The following is a 13,872-nucleotide window of genomic DNA, read 5'->3' as shown; positions in this document are numbered from 1 at the left end:
CTACTCGCAACGACACCAGTTTGTCTGTTGAGCGCCTTCTAAGGTTCCGGTTCTGCGCAGCAGAATTCCGCAGACGGAGTCGAGGAAAGGAAGCTTAGACCGCCCGAAAGAGCCAAACGAGGCCCGCCGGCCACGAGGCAAAACTTGAAGCTTACAAGTTAGATAGCACTTGAGCCTGGAGACGGGAACCGGCTCCAAGTAAATAGCCTTCATCAAAAAAGAAATTTTAAAACGCTCCCGGTCTTCCCTTTAAAGTTACATCGCGAGCGTCCCGCTCATGAGAAGTATCGTCCGGCTTCTGATCAGTAGGAATTTAATTACTAATAGGGAAAAGCTTACGGGTTCGCCCGGCCAGAGGCCTCCCAGATAGTAGACACGAGGCTAGAGCCTCGCGCCAGTTACATATTTGAGAATTCAATAACCTTGTCTACATAGGTCGATTCTTTTTAAAGATAATTCTAACTTAACGACTTTAATCTAAAATTAGGAATCATCTTAACAAATAAGAAACATTCCTAGTATTAGCTAAAAAGAAAATAAGTTTGAACCAGAAAAGTGCGCGAACCCAGTTTAAAAATCCGGTGTGAGAGAATACTTACTATTTATTGATACCGAAGCTTCCGGACTACCTAAAAATTGGAACGCCCCGTTTTCCTTAATAGGTAACTGGCCGTACGCGGTACAGGTATCCTGGTTAATTTACACGCGAGATGGACAGCAAATAAAATTTGAAAATCACTACATCAACGAAGGCGATTTCGAGATTACTCCTTCAGCTTTTAACGTGCATGGCATTACCCATGATTTTTTAAAAAAACAAGGCGAAAGCAGAAGATCAATTTTAACATTATTGGCAGATGATTTACAGCATTATCAACCGCTGGTAGTGGGTCATTTTATGAAATTTGATGCTTCGGTACTGGGTGCGGATTATTACCGGATTGGCTGGAAAAACCCACTAGATCTTCTGCCGACCTTCTGTACGATGGAAGCTACTACTTCTTACGTGCGAAACCCCCGGATAAAATATTTGCGGCTGGGCGATTTGTATTACATTCTTTTTAAAAATAATTTAGAACAACAACACAATGCGCTGGTAGATGTCCGGGCCACCGCCGATTGCTTTTTTGAACTGGTAAAAAGGTGCGAAATTGATCTGCCTGCCATTTTGCAGCAGGAAATAAAACAAAAACCAACACCAGCCACCCTGGAAATAAAAACTCCTCCCCAAAGAATAAAATACGGTATTGTTGCTTTCATTTTATTTTTGTTAACTCTTTTACTGTATTATTGGCTATGACCGACCGATTTCAAGTTCTAAAAAACGCTGTTCCCTTTAACTTATTACCAGATGAGGTATTAATGGGAGTAGTGGATTTGCTGGAAGAAGTAAAGTATACCAAAGACACAACCGTTTACCATCAGGAAGTGAGTAAGCTGCGGGGAGTTGATATTATAGCAGCCGGCGAATACGAATCTTTCTTTTACGATAGCGCCCAAAATAAACGTTTATTGGAGCATCACCGGACCGGGTATTGTTACGGTGGTATTTCGGTGTTGCTTAACCGCCGCAAATCCCTGCGTACGGTTATTGCCAAAAAAGGAACTGTAGTTTATTTCTTGCACCGCCGAGATTTCCGGGCACTTTGCCAGGCTTACGACGCATTTTTTCATTTTTTCACTACTGATTACGGCAAGCGCATGCTCAACGATGAGTTTGCGCATTTTGCGAAACGCCCGGCGGCTTTCGAAGAAAGTTACATTGCCTCGGAGCAACTATATTCCCGCAAAATTGAAAGCCTGGAATACCGCGAAATAGTGGCGTGCCCGCCAGAAACGCCTGTGTACCAGGTAGCGCAAATGATGGCTGAGCATAAAGTAAGTTGTTCGTTTGTGGAGGAAGAACCCGGAAAAATCATTGGTTTTGTAACCGATATTACCCTCCGCGATAATGTAGTAGCCAAACAAGCCGATGCGCAGCAACCGGTTAAAAGCTTCATGGACAATCCTATTGTCACCATTAATGCCCAGGCTTATATCTACGAAGCTATTTTGCTCATGTTCCAGACGAATACCCGCTATTTATTGGTGGAGCAAAACGGACAATTTAAGGGTTTCCTGAGCCGCAACCGCTTGTTAAGCGAACAGGCGCAATCGCCGTTCATGTTTATTCAATCGGTAAAACTAGCGCTGTCACTGGATGAATTAAAAGGTAAGTGGCAAAAAGTACCCGAAATAGTAACGCAGCTCTTAAGCCGAGGCGTGAACGCCGAAATTGTGAACCAGGTAATTACCACGGTAGCTGATACCATTGCTTTAAAAGTAATTCAGGGCGTGCTGGACGAAATGGGTACGCCGCCGGCGAAGTTTGTTTTTATGGTATTGGGCAGCGAAGGCCGTAAAGAACAAACTTTAAAAACGGACCAGGACAATGCGATTATTTACGAAGACAAAGCTAACGAGCAACGTGAACTGGTGCGGGAGTATTTTCTAAAATTTGCCGATTTAATTTCAGAACGATTAGATAAAATAGGCTTTAGTTTTTGCACGGGTGGTCTTATGGCGAAAAATCCGAAGTGGACGCATTCTTTGTCGCACTGGAAACGCAATTACGAAAGCTGGATGCAGGAAATTGTACCCGAAACGGTGATGAATTTCTCTACTTTTTTCGATTGCCGCTACTTGTACGGTGAAAAAGCTATTATGGACGAATTGCAATCTTTCCTGAACCAGGAACTGCAGAAACCCATGGAGCAACTTTACTTTCACCTAGCCAAGAATGCTTTGCAATACGAACCGCCGCTTACATTTTTCCGGAATATCAGAACATTTACCGTAGGTAGCCAGGAGGTTTTTAATATTAAAAAAGCCATGACACCCATCGTGGATTTGGTGCGGGTATACGCGTTACAAAATCGTATTTTTGTTACCAATACCGGCGAGCGACTGGCGGCTTTAAAAGAAAAAGGCATTTTCACAGAAAAGCAGTATCTGGAACTGATTCAATCGTATTATTACCTGATGAGTGTTCGCCTGAAAAAACAAGCCAACCAGATTACGCGCGACAAAGCCGAACCTGAAAATTACATGGACGTGCGCAGCCTCACCAAAATTGAACAGGTAACGATTATCGAAATTTTTAAAATTATTAAAGATTTCCAGGCCGGAATAAGATTGAAGTTTACGAATAATCTTTTTGGTTGAGACGGTAATGCTACTCTATAAATTAAAAACCCTGTTACTTTTTTGTAACAGGGTTTTTAATTGCGGTTACTACCATTAAGTTAGGTGGGGTAAAGAACAGGAAAATCAATAGCCTATTTTACTCATTGCACCAACGTACCAAACAGACGCTGGTTAACAGGTGTAAGCCATAATTAATGGCCTAAGTAAATTTACTTCATCCGGCTACTGATTATGTCGCAGGCTACTACTCCTATAGTTAAGAGTATAGCCGGACAAATTAAGATAACAGTAATTAATAAAGGTGACGACATTGTATTAAGCATTAAGTTTAAGCTAATTTACGAATATTAAATAAATTAGATATATAATATGCTTAATATTGTTTTAAATTTTACTATTTTAATTTTATAAGGTAAAAACAGAAAGTTAAAACCAATAAAATTAAGTTATCCTGAGGGTAGTTGAGAAATAATGCTCATACCTTAATAGAGAAGTTATATAGGAAAAGCTAAAGCTTTAAGTAAACCCTTAAAGAAGAAAGCATTTAAATTAGAACAAGTAAGGACAGAGTAAAGTAAAAAAGAAAAATTAGCCGGAAAGAAAATTTATTAATACCGGCTAATTTACGTTTTACAATAACTTATCTCGTGTGCAGAAAAGGCGACGAGTGGTACTTAACCTAAAGGAAAATGAGTTTAGGTTTTACTTATTACAGTTTCGGAAAGGGAAGCTGCCTGTATGGTTCTTTTTTGTCTTAAAAGCTACTATAAATTACCTGTTTTATGTTCCGGGAGAGTAAAACCTCCAGAAGAAAAAGTGTTATCAACTACTACTTTATAGCTCTTAGCCTTATGGTTTTTAGCGCGATAAAGCTTTTTCTTTTTTAACTTTTTCTGATAAATGTAATAATAAGCTGCTAAATAAAGACAAATTAATAAACCTAAAAAAGGAATGCTCCACAAGAGAAATACTACCATATTTTAGTTGTTTCGCGTTTAATTCCTTTTACTCCTTTTTTCAAATAAAGATTTAAAAAACACGCGGATTATTTAATTATTTTTATAATATAAAATTAAAAGATAGTTCTGAATTTTGCCCGGCACTTATTTTTGTTTAGTCATAAAGTCATATTTATCTGGAAGCAAGAGGGTTAATACAAGTAATATGTAAAGGTTTGCTTTTAATTAGTCCATAATAGCTAATAGTATTTTTAACTTGATTTACCTGTCGGAGCTTTAGTCAAAAATTGAAATCATAAAAGAAATAGGAATAAACCCATTGAAAATACAAAAACCAATTACTATTTACTGATTAATTACGGTTTTTACTGGCTCCCCGGCTGGTTGGTCAGAGGTATAAGGAAGACCTAATAAAGTAGTAATGGTTTGGGCGAGCTGTTTAGTGTAGTACTGGGCAGGTTGTTTTACTTCGCCGAGTGCCTTAGTATCCGGGCCAATAGCTATGAACCAAGTTTCATCGGCTTCTCCTATGTTGGAGCCGTGATTTTGCCAGGATTTTCTGGTATTTCCTCGTCCGTGGTCGGTGGTAATTACTAGAGTGGTTTTGTTGCGGTATTTCGGTGAGCGTTGTAACCAGGTCCAAAGGTCTTTAATAAACGCATCCGTTTGATGCGCTGATTTTAGATAGGCTTCGTAATTGCCATTATGAGCAAAATCGTCGGTTTCGCCGTAAGCCAGGTAAAGAACCCGTGGTGAATTTTTTCTAAGATGTTCCAGAGCGTAATGGTGGGTAAAGGCATCTAACCGCACACTCGACCAAGGACTGGGTACCTGAGCCTGCAACCGGTTCAGGAATTTTTCGCGGGAAGAAAGATGCGGTCCGCGGGCGGTATCGAAACCAGCATTTACCAGCAAGCCAGACCGTTTTACGTTTAATATATACGGGAAAACATCCCAGGAACTAAAAGCAGCTACTTTTTTCCGAAATCCTTTTTGTTGGTTAATAAACTCCAGTACGCTTTTATTCGGGTTATCTTTTTTATCATTACTATCTACCCGGCGGTCGTCGGTAAAACCGGTCAGAATTTCGTTATAACCGGGGTAAGAGAACCGGTGTCGGTTATCTACGTTTACTTTGTTGTCGTGCTTGCGATTACCGTAAATTTGGCCTTGCGTGGCAATGGTTGTCCAGATAAATGGCAGTAATTTTTTGCGACGTACGAGTGCGTCATCGTCCCAGAACTTGCTTTTCAGGGCTTTTTCATCCGATACGAAATCCTTTTCCGAAATTAAATCTTCGTCGGCTCCGGTAAACAGTTCCCGCCAGCGAAAGCCATCCAAAGTAACTAGAACAACATTTTCGGTTTTTAATTTTTTTTGGGCCAGTAAGGGGTGGTTACTTAAACAAAGAAAGCCTAAAACCAGGAACAAAGCTTTATTACGCATTTTTAGGTGTATATTTTAATTTTTTTAACTTAAAACATCTATTAGTATTCAAGCCCACCAGTCAAACCGCACCAAAATAAAAGATAAGATTTACAAGTTTAGGTAGCAATACCTGCAAAAGCAAAGGTTTTAATTGTACCTTTTTATCAGTTTTAATTCAGTAATCTAATCCTGTTTTACAATAGTGGGTTTATCTTAATTTACTAAAGCTAACTCAGCAGCATAATGTTTAATTATTTGCTACATGAATTTTGTATAATAAGTGGGTTTGTTGTTTGACCGGATTTTCGGTTTTAAGAATGAATTAGGCAGAACTAAGCAAATAGTATAAAATTCTGTAATTTGCTGCCTTAAAGGTAAATCCATAATACTCAGTAATTTCAATCCATCTCATCTATGAATGAAAAAGTAAAAATCCGGCAAACCGAAGTATTATCTGATAATTGGTACACCCTGCGAAAAGTTACCTACGATTATTTAACGGATGAAGGTGCCTGGCAAACCCAAAGCCGCGAAGCCTACGACCGGGGCAATGGCGCCACTATTCTGCTCTATAACAAAGAACAAAAAACGGTAATCTTAACCCGACAATTTCGCTTACCCACTTACGTAAACGGAAACCCAACGGGTATGCTCATTGAAGCCTGCGCCGGTTTGTTGGATAAAGACAACCCCGAAGAATGCATTAAACGCGAAACCGAAGAAGAAACCGGTTACAAAGTTTCGGAAGTACGAAAGATTTTTGAAGCCTACATGTCGCCGGGTTCGGTAACCGAAATCCTGTATTTTTTTGTGGCCGAATATGCTAAGGAAATGAAGGTGAACGAAGGCGGTGGGGTAGAACACGAACAGGAAAACATTGAGGTGCTGGAATTACCCTTAGACGAAGCTCTGCAAATGATTAAAACTGGCGAAATAAAAGACGCTAAAACTATTATGTTATTGCAATACGCTAAACTCGAAAATCTGCTGGGATGAAAACCGATAAACCTTTACTAATATTAGTGGCCGGTCCGTACCGGTCGGGCACTAACGACGAACCCGCTAAAATTGCCGCTAACGTGCATCATATGACTACTGTAGCCCTGGAGCTTTACCAAAGTGGGCACTTGCCGGTTCTGGGCGAGTGGTTTGCCTTACCCTTAGTAGAAGCTGCCGGCTCTAAACAAATCGGCGACGAAGTATTTAATACCATCTTCCACCCGATAGCCATTCGATTAATAGACAAATGCGATGCCGTGCTCCGGGTAGGCGGACCTTCGGCGGGAGCCGACGAAATGGTAGCTGTTGGAAAAGCAAAAGGCAAGCTTATTTTCTATAACCAAGCCGATATACCAGTGGTGGAAGGATAACGTATTTACTAAATGGCAGTTGGAAGATTTGTTTCTAACCGCTATCAACTTTGCTGTATTTGTGTTTTGGTAAGTGAAATACTAAACTGGTAAAAATACTCGAAGTCAGGGGTAAGGCTTCCAATTACTAGTCCAGTGAGCGAGTACCATTTACGGAGCAGCAGAGTCAAGGGTAGCACAATCGCTGGATGAGAGAAAGTAAAAGGCATTTAGTTTGTCTATTCCTTTTTATTAATTGGGGTATTGTTAACTATAAATAATACCCTTTAAATAAAAATACGCTGGCCAGAAATTCTTATAAAGATTCTGACCAGCGTATTTTAACTTAACCGAATTTTAAATGTAAATCTATAACTCCTTGATTTCAATGTTTTTATAATATGCTTTGTTGCCGTGGTCCTGTAAGGCTATATAACCGGTGTTAGCTTTTGCGTAATCCGGATAGTCTTTCCATTTACCTTCAGCGCGTTGTTTTTTCCAGGCTTCGCTGTTACGGTCAAATTCCACAATTTTTTCGTCGTTTAACCAATGTTCTACGTGGCCATTATTATAAATAATTTTGCTGCTGTTCCATTCTCCCACCGGTTTCAGCTTTTTCTTTTCGTTGGCCGGGAACATGGCGTAATCGGCACCGGCTAATTGCCAATTTTCTAATTTTTCCGGAAAACCAATGTCGTCCATTACCTGGTATTCGGGACCGGTTTCGTAAGGGGCCTGGTATTTTTTATCTTCTATAACATGGTACATTACCCCGCTGTTACTACCTTTATCCACTTTCCAATCCCAGGTTAATTCAAAATTACTGTATTGTTTATCCGATACCAGATCACCGCCGTGGGCATCTTTAGCTGCACCCAGGCAAACCAGGGCACCATCCATTACAGTCCAGTTTTTTACTTCGCCGGTTTTGTTATAGCCGTGCCAGCCAGCCAACGTTTTGCCATCGAACAAATCAACAGCTTGATTAGAGGCACTGGCCGTTCCGGCTGAATCAGTAGCGGCTGAATCAGAGGGAGCGGAGGCTTCGTTGGTAGTAGCAGTTTCGGTTTTAGCATTTTGGTTACAACCTGCCGCTGCCAGGGCAAGCACGAACAAACTCATTTTTAGCTGTTTTTTTTTCATGTAGTATAAGTTTTATGTGGAGTAGATTTAACGGGCCAATATAGTAGTTACCCGCGGTATTTAGTTGTTTTTATTCTGAACAATTATTGTACAGTAGCTAATGCAAGAAGCAATTACGTTATGTCTTGAAGTTAGGTAAAGCCGCTCTGGTATTGGGAAAGTTGAAAACCAATGCGCTTTGCTTCAAATAAGCAACTACCATTTGCCGGCAATCAAATAGGTAAAAAAAATTAAATAGATCTAATTAGCCATTGGTACAATGCCTGGTTCAATATCTTTTACTTTTTTAACTGAAGCGTTTGTTGCATATTTCCAGGTTGATAAGTAAAGTTAATGCTGGCAGAACTAGTAAAATTAACAGTAAAAGGAATCCTATCCTGCGGTTGGCCTTCCCCTAAAGCTACCAACAAAATTTCTCCTTTAAAAGGTGAAGCTTCCGAAATAACACGATACCGTACTAACCGCATTTCGGAGCGTTTTTTATTTAAAATATTCAGTTTCCCGTCGGGGTAAAAGGTTAATTTGCTGATGTTCCCTTCTGTTAGATTCCCGGTTCTTTCCCATTCTCCTGTTAAAGAGAAAGCTTTATCTTTTGATTGGGTATAAACTGGCTTTTCAATAGTTCTGTAAGAAGCCAGTAAAAAGCTGATAAATAAAATTACTGCTTTCATGGCGCACCAAAATACTTAGTTTAAAATAGAACTTAATGTATACGTTATTTTGATACAGGAAAGATGCTCAAATCATTAAAATTATATAAAGTAAGTTCTTATTCGGTCTTAACTTTTCCGGAGTAATAGTAAATCTCGCCACACTTGTTTATATTGGTTCCTTACAACCACCCTCTTTCGGAACATTACCCATTTATGTTTAAGCCTATGAGAATGAACATCCGGTACTGGAGCCTGCCAACCATTTTATTTTTAATTTTTTTACTGAGTTGTTCGCAAAAAAAGCAAAATGCAGCTACAACTGCCGAAGCAACCACCAAAAATAAAACTGCTGCCGAGACTTATTATACGCTGGATGATTTTAAGCTGGTCAAAAAGTTTGATACGCACGTTCATATTAATACCACGGATGCTGGTTTAATAAAGCAAGCCGAAGAAGATAACTTCCGGCTGTTGACGATTAACGTAGATGCTCCCGGATACCCGGATATTACCGAGCAACAGCGATTGGCATTAGAACACGTAAAAGCTTATCCGGAAAGAATTGCTTATGCTACCAGTATTTCGGTAAAGGATTTTAATGCTCCCGATTGGCAGAATAAAACAATTGCCTATTTAAAAGATTCTTTCGCCAAAGGTGCAGTGGCGGTTAAATTCTGGAAAAATATCGGCATGGAGCTGAAAGATAAAAATAACAAGTTTGTAATGGTAGATAATCCGCAGTTTGACCCCATTATTGATTTTATTTCTCAGAATAAAAGAACGCTCATTGCTCACTTAGGCGAACCGCGGAACTGTTGGTTACCAATCGACAAAATGACAGTTAACGGAGATAAAAACTATTACCGGGAGCACCCGCAGTACCACATGTATTTGCATCCGGAATATCCTTCTTACGAACAGCACATACAAGCCCGAGACCATATGCTGGAAAAACATTCAGATGTAACTTTTGTCGGTGCCCATTTAGGTAGCCTGGAATGGAGCGTAGACGAACTGGCTAAGCGCCTGGATAAGTTTCCGAATATGGCCGTAGATATGGCCGCCCGGATTCCGCACTTTCAATATCAATCGGTAAAGGAGCGGGAAAAAGTCCGCGGGTTCTTTATAAAATACCAAGACCGGCTAATTTATGCCACGGATTTTGTTTTTAACAAAGATAGAAACTCAGCCGATGTCAGGAAACAAGCCCACGAAACCTGGTCCAGAGACTGGAAATTTTTTGCTTCTGACGAAAATATGAGCGTGCCCAGTATAGAGGGAACGTTTAACGGTTTAAAATTATCCCGGGAAGTAATTGATAAAATTTACTTTCAAAATGCAGAAAAACGATTCTCCAGTGTAAATCCAAAATGATAGTAATACCAAATTAGTAAAGAAGCACAAGTGCGAAGATAGTAGAGGTCAGACTTTCGTTTAGTTAACTTGCCTAATATCAGTGAATTATTTTAGTAGTTTCGGTATGGTAAAAGTTACTTAGATGTAGAGTTATTTACTAAATTCTAGTAGAACCAGGTAGTTAACACCGGTTTGGCTGTGAAGGGTATTTAACCAAACTGGTGTTTATTATTCTTGGGTATTCTGTTATTCTTAGCTTAAATGGCGTATTTACTATAATTTGATATTAACTTCTTATCTGCCCATTGCCTTTTACCACCCATTTATAGCTGGTTAGTTCTTCTAAACCCATGGGGCCACGGGCATGTAATTTTTGCGTACTAATACCAATTTCGGCACCTAAACCAAACTGCGCTCCATCGGTAAAGGCAGTGGATGTATTGGCGTAAACGGCAGCGGCATCTACGCTGTTTAAGAATTGCGCTACATTGGCGGCATCTTCCGAAATAATGGCTTCGCTGTGTTTTGAAGAATAAGTAGCAATGTGCATTAATGCTTCTTCTAAATTAGCTACGGTTTTTAGAGCCAGTTTTAACGACAAAAACTCAGTACCGAAATGCTCTTCTTGGGCAGGTTTTAATAAATCTTCCGGATATGCTTCTTTTAAAGCAGCGTGCGCCGGTGCATCCGCAAAAATTTCCACTTGTTTTTCGGCCAGGAGAGCGGTTAAAGCGGGCAAATCGTTCAAGCGGTTTTGGTGAACCAGCAGGCAATCCAAAGCATTACAAACGCTTACCCGACGGGTTTTGGCATTGGCAATAATGGCTTTGCCTCTTTCGAGGTTACCGGTTTCATCGAAAAAGGTATGTACAATGCCGGCTCCTGTTTCTATTACTGGTATTTTGGCATTTTGCCGCACCAAATCAATTAAAGCCTGGCTACCGCGCGGAATAAGAACATCTACGTAGCCGCGGGCTTGCAGTAAAGCTTCCGTGGCCTGGCGGTCAGGCGGTAATAAAGCAACAATGTCCGTATCTACCTGGTGTTGGGTTAATACCTGGTGAATAACCGATAAAATAGCCGCATTTGAAGCAGCAGCATCGCTGCCTCCTTTTAAAATACAAGCATTGCCCGTTTTCAGGCACAACGAAAATACATCGAACGTAACATTGGGGCGTGCTTCGTAAATAATGCCGATTACCCCTAATGGCACACTTATTTTTGATATTTCTAAACCATTTGGTAAATCTTTCTGCAACAGGGTACGACCAAGCGGCGAAGGTAAACTGGCCACATTGCGGAGGTCTTTGGCAATATCTTCCAGGCGGGCAGCCGTTAGTTTTAGCCGGTCGTATTTAGGGTCGTTAGAATCCATACGGGCCAAGTCTTTCTCGTTTTCGGCGAGTATAAAAGGCGTTTGAACTACGGCTGCATCGGCCAGGTCCAGCAGAATAGTATCTATTTTTTCGGCTGGCAATAACCCCAGATTCTGACTGGCTTTTTGGGTATTTTTAAAGGTATCTTGTAAGGTCATCATTTCTGAAATAAAACAAACTAAACTTTAAATGTTTATTTGTTTTAAGCTACATTATTGCGTTTTAGGCTTCTATTTTCTGTATTTCAGCCTTTACTATACAAATTATAAAAATGTATTTTTGATATACAACTGCTTTTCTTTGAAGCCTTTCCAAGTCTCCATGCTCAGGTGCTATTTTGCTTAATTGCTTCAAGTTTGCCTCCTGGCCGGCGGGCCTCGTTTGGCTCTCTCGGGCTTGTCTAAGCCTCCTTTGCTCGTTCCTCGCAATGCCTGCGGCACCAGAACCTTAGAAGGACCTCCATAGCCAAACTGGTGTTAATTATTCTTAGCTACTTTAATTGCGTGTATTTCTATTTTTAAGAGATTTACACAAATGTGTTCTGCTATCCCAATCAAATAGAAGTAATTTCCTAACAGTTTTATGTTATTCTATTTGAAACTTTTACTTAATCATTTATTTACCCAACCTCTGCATTTAGAAATAGATAATCGTAGTGCACGAGTGGTTTTTGGTTTTGCTGGCCCAGGCGCTCATGGGCCTTGTCGGAGCTATACTCAGCAATGCCTTGGCCGATTAATTTCTGGTTTTCGTCGAGTAGTTTAATAATATCTCCTTTCTGAAACTCACCAATAATTTTAATAATACCAACGGGTAGCAAACTAGTAGCTTTTGCCGAAGTAAGAGCAGTTTTGGCACCCGCATTAATTTGCACGGCTCCTTTGGCGTAATTCTCGGAGTGAGCAATCCATTTCTTGCGGCCCGAAGTGGTTTTACTCGGAATAAAGCGGGTATTTACTGCTTCTTCGTTTAATACTTTCGGAAGAATATTCTCGGTTTTACCGTTAGCAATGTGTACTGAAATGCCTAGTTGGGCAACTTTGCGGGCCATGTGGCTTTTGGTTAGCATACCACCCCGGCCAAACTGCGAACGTTGGGTAGTAACAAAGGCCCCAAAACCAGTGGTTTCGGGTTTAACTTCGGTAATTACTTCCGATTCAGGATTTTTTGGGTCACCGTTGTAAATACCGTTTACGTTGCTTAAAATAATTAAAGCATCGGCATTGAGCATAGAGGCAATTAAACCAGCCAGTTCATCATTATCCGTAAACATGAGTTCGGTTACTGAAATAACGTCATTTTCGTTTACAATTGGGATAACATTGTTTTGCAGCAGCACCTGAAAGCAGTTTTTTAAGTTAAGGTAATGCTGACGGTCGCGGAAATCTTCTTTGGTAACTAATACCTGCGCACAAATTAATTCGTGTTGGCTGAAAAGTTCGGAGTAGGTATTTATGAGTTTTACTTGTCCTACGGCTGCCAGTAATTGCCGACTGGTAACGGCATCGGCTTTTTCTGAAATTTTAATTAAACTGCGGCCCGAAGCCACTGCCCCCGAAGACACCACGATTACTTCCTTGCCTTGTTTTTTTAATTGCGTAATCTGCTCTACCAGGTGCTGCATGCGGGCAATGTCGGGCATGCCGTTTTCCTGGGTAAGTACGTTTGAGCCTATTTTTACAATTATTCTGCGGTAGGAGAGCGCCATAAAGTATTCGCACTAAATTTACTGGCGGCAATGTTAAGTGTTTCTGCGGAATATTGCAGCACAATTTTTATTTCATCCGGCAGATTACTTAATTTCCAGGCTAAAATAGCCATTTGTTTAGCTCGTTCGAAATGACTTTACTTAGCAATTTTATTATTCAACACAGCCTTTTATTAGCTGATTCTTTTAAGCAGGTCACCGGACAAGTGTTATTGGAGGGAAGTTTTACCCCCGAAGAACTGGCTCAGAAATTATACCAAGCCACCTTTGTATTGTTGTCGCATGGTACACAACCCGATCCAATATTTAATTATGCAAACCAAACGGCTCAACAGCTTTGGGAAATGCCTTGGGATGATTTTACCCAATTGCCTTCCCGTTTATCGGCCGAACCCGTGGCGGTAGCTGAAAGACAAGCCATGTTGGAAGAAGCTAAACAAAAAGGATTTATCTCTAATTACAACGGGGTGCGCATTTCGAGTACCAGCCAGCGGTTTATTATTAAAAAGGCCATTCTCTGGAATATTTACGATACTAATGGTACTTACCAAGGGCAGGCTGCTACTTTTAAGGAGTGGGAGTTTTTGTAGAAGAGTTTATTTTATGGTCTTTGAAGAGAATAGCTGCCCTTTAAAGATTAGGAGGGCAGCTTTCGATATTAAAAAATAACTACTGCTTAGTACCAAAATGCTCACTATGGCGCGGAAGTTACTT

General features: G+C 40.4%; 14 protein-coding genes. 6 read left to right on the top strand and 8 right to left on the bottom strand.

Annotated elements, in window-relative coordinates:
• Nucleotides 1-141, bottom strand: a complete 141-nt coding sequence (locus HUW48_RS23735) for a hypothetical protein (protein WP_182413297.1) — start codon at nucleotides 139-141, stop codon at nucleotides 1-3.
• 442 nt (nucleotides 142-583) lie between these two features.
• Between HUW48_RS23735 and HUW48_RS23730 the strand changes: the two genes are divergently transcribed.
• A complete protein-coding gene (locus tag HUW48_RS23730; protein ID WP_182413296.1) occupies nucleotides 584-1,300 on the top strand; it encodes a 3'-5' exonuclease in 717 nt (238 codons plus the stop codon).
• A complete protein-coding gene (locus HUW48_RS23725) occupies nucleotides 1,297-3,204 on the top strand; it encodes a DUF294 nucleotidyltransferase-like domain-containing protein (RefSeq protein WP_182413295.1) in 1,908 nt (635 codons plus the stop codon). Before HUW48_RS23730 ends, HUW48_RS23725 begins: the two co-directional genes overlap by 4 nt.
• 1,286 nt (nucleotides 3,205-4,490) lie before the next feature.
• Here the strand turns inward: HUW48_RS23725 and HUW48_RS23720 are convergent.
• Nucleotides 4,491-5,591 (bottom strand): alkaline phosphatase family protein, encoded by a 1,101-nt coding sequence (locus HUW48_RS23720; protein WP_182413294.1) that lies wholly within the window; start codon nucleotides 5,589-5,591, stop codon nucleotides 4,491-4,493.
• A 396-nt stretch (nucleotides 5,592-5,987) separates the two neighbouring features.
• On the opposite strand from HUW48_RS23720, the gene nudK reads away from it, so the two are divergent.
• Both nudK and HUW48_RS23710 read left to right on the top strand, forming a co-directional pair.
• Nucleotides 5,988-6,569, top strand: a complete 582-nt coding sequence (nudK, locus tag HUW48_RS23715; RefSeq protein WP_182413293.1) for a GDP-mannose pyrophosphatase NudK — start codon at nucleotides 5,988-5,990, stop codon at nucleotides 6,567-6,569.
• On the top strand, nucleotides 6,566-6,943 hold the full coding sequence (locus HUW48_RS23710; RefSeq protein WP_182413292.1) for a DUF4406 domain-containing protein: 378 nt from the start codon (nucleotides 6,566-6,568) through the stop codon (nucleotides 6,941-6,943). The genes nudK and HUW48_RS23710 overlap by 4 nt, the downstream gene beginning before the upstream one ends.
• A gap of 44 nt (nucleotides 6,944-6,987) precedes the next feature.
• Here HUW48_RS23710 and HUW48_RS23705 read toward each other — a convergent pair whose 3' ends face one another.
• The 3 genes from HUW48_RS23705 to HUW48_RS23695 all read right to left on the bottom strand — a co-directional run bounded on the left by HUW48_RS23705 (nucleotide 6,988) and on the right by HUW48_RS23695 (nucleotide 8,736).
• Nucleotides 6,988-7,152 (bottom strand): DUF4184 family protein, encoded by a 165-nt coding sequence (locus HUW48_RS23705; RefSeq protein ID WP_220463965.1) that lies wholly within the window; start codon nucleotides 7,150-7,152, stop codon nucleotides 6,988-6,990.
• A 139-nt stretch (nucleotides 7,153-7,291) separates the two neighbouring features.
• Nucleotides 7,292-8,065: a 3-keto-disaccharide hydrolase gene (locus HUW48_RS23700; RefSeq protein ID WP_220463964.1), complete on the bottom strand. Its 774-nt coding sequence runs from the start codon at nucleotides 8,063-8,065 to the stop codon at nucleotides 7,292-7,294.
• Between the two features lie 278 nt (nucleotides 8,066-8,343).
• A complete protein-coding gene (locus tag HUW48_RS23695) occupies nucleotides 8,344-8,736 on the bottom strand; it encodes a hypothetical protein (protein WP_182413291.1) in 393 nt (130 codons plus the stop codon).
• 207 nt (nucleotides 8,737-8,943) lie between these two features.
• Here HUW48_RS23695 and HUW48_RS23690 point away from each other — a divergent pair, with 207 nt between their 5' ends.
• Complete coding sequence (locus tag HUW48_RS23690; protein WP_246343596.1) at nucleotides 8,944-10,092, top strand: amidohydrolase family protein; 1,149 nt, start codon at nucleotides 8,944-8,946, stop codon at nucleotides 10,090-10,092.
• Between the two features lie 268 nt (nucleotides 10,093-10,360).
• Here the strand turns inward: HUW48_RS23690 and HUW48_RS23685 are convergent, their stop codons facing one another.
• From HUW48_RS23685 to HUW48_RS23675, 3 genes are all read right to left on the bottom strand, one after another.
• On the bottom strand, nucleotides 10,361-11,611 hold the full coding sequence (locus tag HUW48_RS23685; protein ID WP_182413290.1) for a glutamate-5-semialdehyde dehydrogenase: 1,251 nt from the start codon (nucleotides 11,609-11,611) through the stop codon (nucleotides 10,361-10,363).
• A gap of 458 nt (nucleotides 11,612-12,069) precedes the next feature.
• Nucleotides 12,070-13,158: a glutamate 5-kinase gene (gene proB / locus HUW48_RS23680; RefSeq protein ID WP_182413289.1), complete on the bottom strand. Its 1,089-nt coding sequence runs from the start codon at nucleotides 13,156-13,158 to the stop codon at nucleotides 12,070-12,072.
• Nucleotides 13,134-13,271, bottom strand: coding sequence for a hypothetical protein (locus tag HUW48_RS23675; RefSeq protein ID WP_182413288.1), 138 nt, complete (start codon nucleotides 13,269-13,271; stop codon nucleotides 13,134-13,136). Before HUW48_RS23675 ends, proB begins: the two co-directional genes overlap by 25 nt.
• 18 nt (nucleotides 13,272-13,289) lie before the next feature.
• Between HUW48_RS23675 and HUW48_RS23670 the strand changes: the two genes are divergently transcribed.
• The gene (locus HUW48_RS23670) at nucleotides 13,290-13,748 is read left to right on the top strand and encodes an MEKHLA domain-containing protein (protein ID WP_182413287.1); all 459 of its coding nucleotides are present in this window, start codon (nucleotides 13,290-13,292) and stop codon (nucleotides 13,746-13,748) included.
• The last annotated feature ends 124 nt before the right edge of the window (nucleotides 13,749-13,872 follow it).

This window comes from Adhaeribacter radiodurans (genome assembly GCF_014075995.1).
Classification (GTDB): Bacteria; Bacteroidota; Bacteroidia; order Cytophagales; family Hymenobacteraceae; genus Adhaeribacter; species Adhaeribacter radiodurans.
This window is presented reverse-complemented; position numbering and strand designations above follow the sequence as displayed.

What these genes read in the sequence shown, in the direction of transcription:
- HUW48_RS23725 (WP_182413295.1), top strand. Translation starts at nt 1,297, where the DNA reads ATGACCGACCGATTTCAAGTTCTAAAAAACGCTGTTCCCTTTAACTTA.
- HUW48_RS23720 (WP_182413294.1), bottom strand. Translation starts at nt 5,591, where the DNA reads ATGCGTAATAAAGCTTTGTTCCTGGTTTTAGGCTTTCTTTGTTTAAGT.
- nudK (WP_182413293.1), top strand. Translation starts at nt 5,988, where the DNA reads ATGAATGAAAAAGTAAAAATCCGGCAAACCGAAGTATTATCTGATAAT.
- HUW48_RS23710 (WP_182413292.1), top strand. Translation starts at nt 6,566, where the DNA reads ATGAAAACCGATAAACCTTTACTAATATTAGTGGCCGGTCCGTACCGG.
- HUW48_RS23705 (WP_220463965.1), bottom strand. Translation starts at nt 7,152, where the DNA reads ATGCCTTTTACTTTCTCTCATCCAGCGATTGTGCTACCCTTGACTCTG.
- HUW48_RS23700 (WP_220463964.1), bottom strand. Translation starts at nt 8,065, where the DNA reads ATGAAAAAAAAACAGCTAAAAATGAGTTTGTTCGTGCTTGCCCTGGCA.
- HUW48_RS23695 (WP_182413291.1), bottom strand. Translation starts at nt 8,736, where the DNA reads ATGAAAGCAGTAATTTTATTTATCAGCTTTTTACTGGCTTCTTACAGA.
- HUW48_RS23690 (WP_246343596.1), top strand. Translation starts at nt 8,944, where the DNA reads ATGAGAATGAACATCCGGTACTGGAGCCTGCCAACCATTTTATTTTTA.
- HUW48_RS23685 (WP_182413290.1), bottom strand. Translation starts at nt 11,611, where the DNA reads ATGATGACCTTACAAGATACCTTTAAAAATACCCAAAAAGCCAGTCAG.
- proB (WP_182413289.1), bottom strand. Translation starts at nt 13,158, where the DNA reads ATGGCGCTCTCCTACCGCAGAATAATTGTAAAAATAGGCTCAAACGTA.
- HUW48_RS23675 (WP_182413288.1), bottom strand. Translation starts at nt 13,271, where the DNA reads ATGGCTATTTTAGCCTGGAAATTAAGTAATCTGCCGGATGAAATAAAA.
- HUW48_RS23670 (WP_182413287.1), top strand. Translation starts at nt 13,290, where the DNA reads ATGACTTTACTTAGCAATTTTATTATTCAACACAGCCTTTTATTAGCT.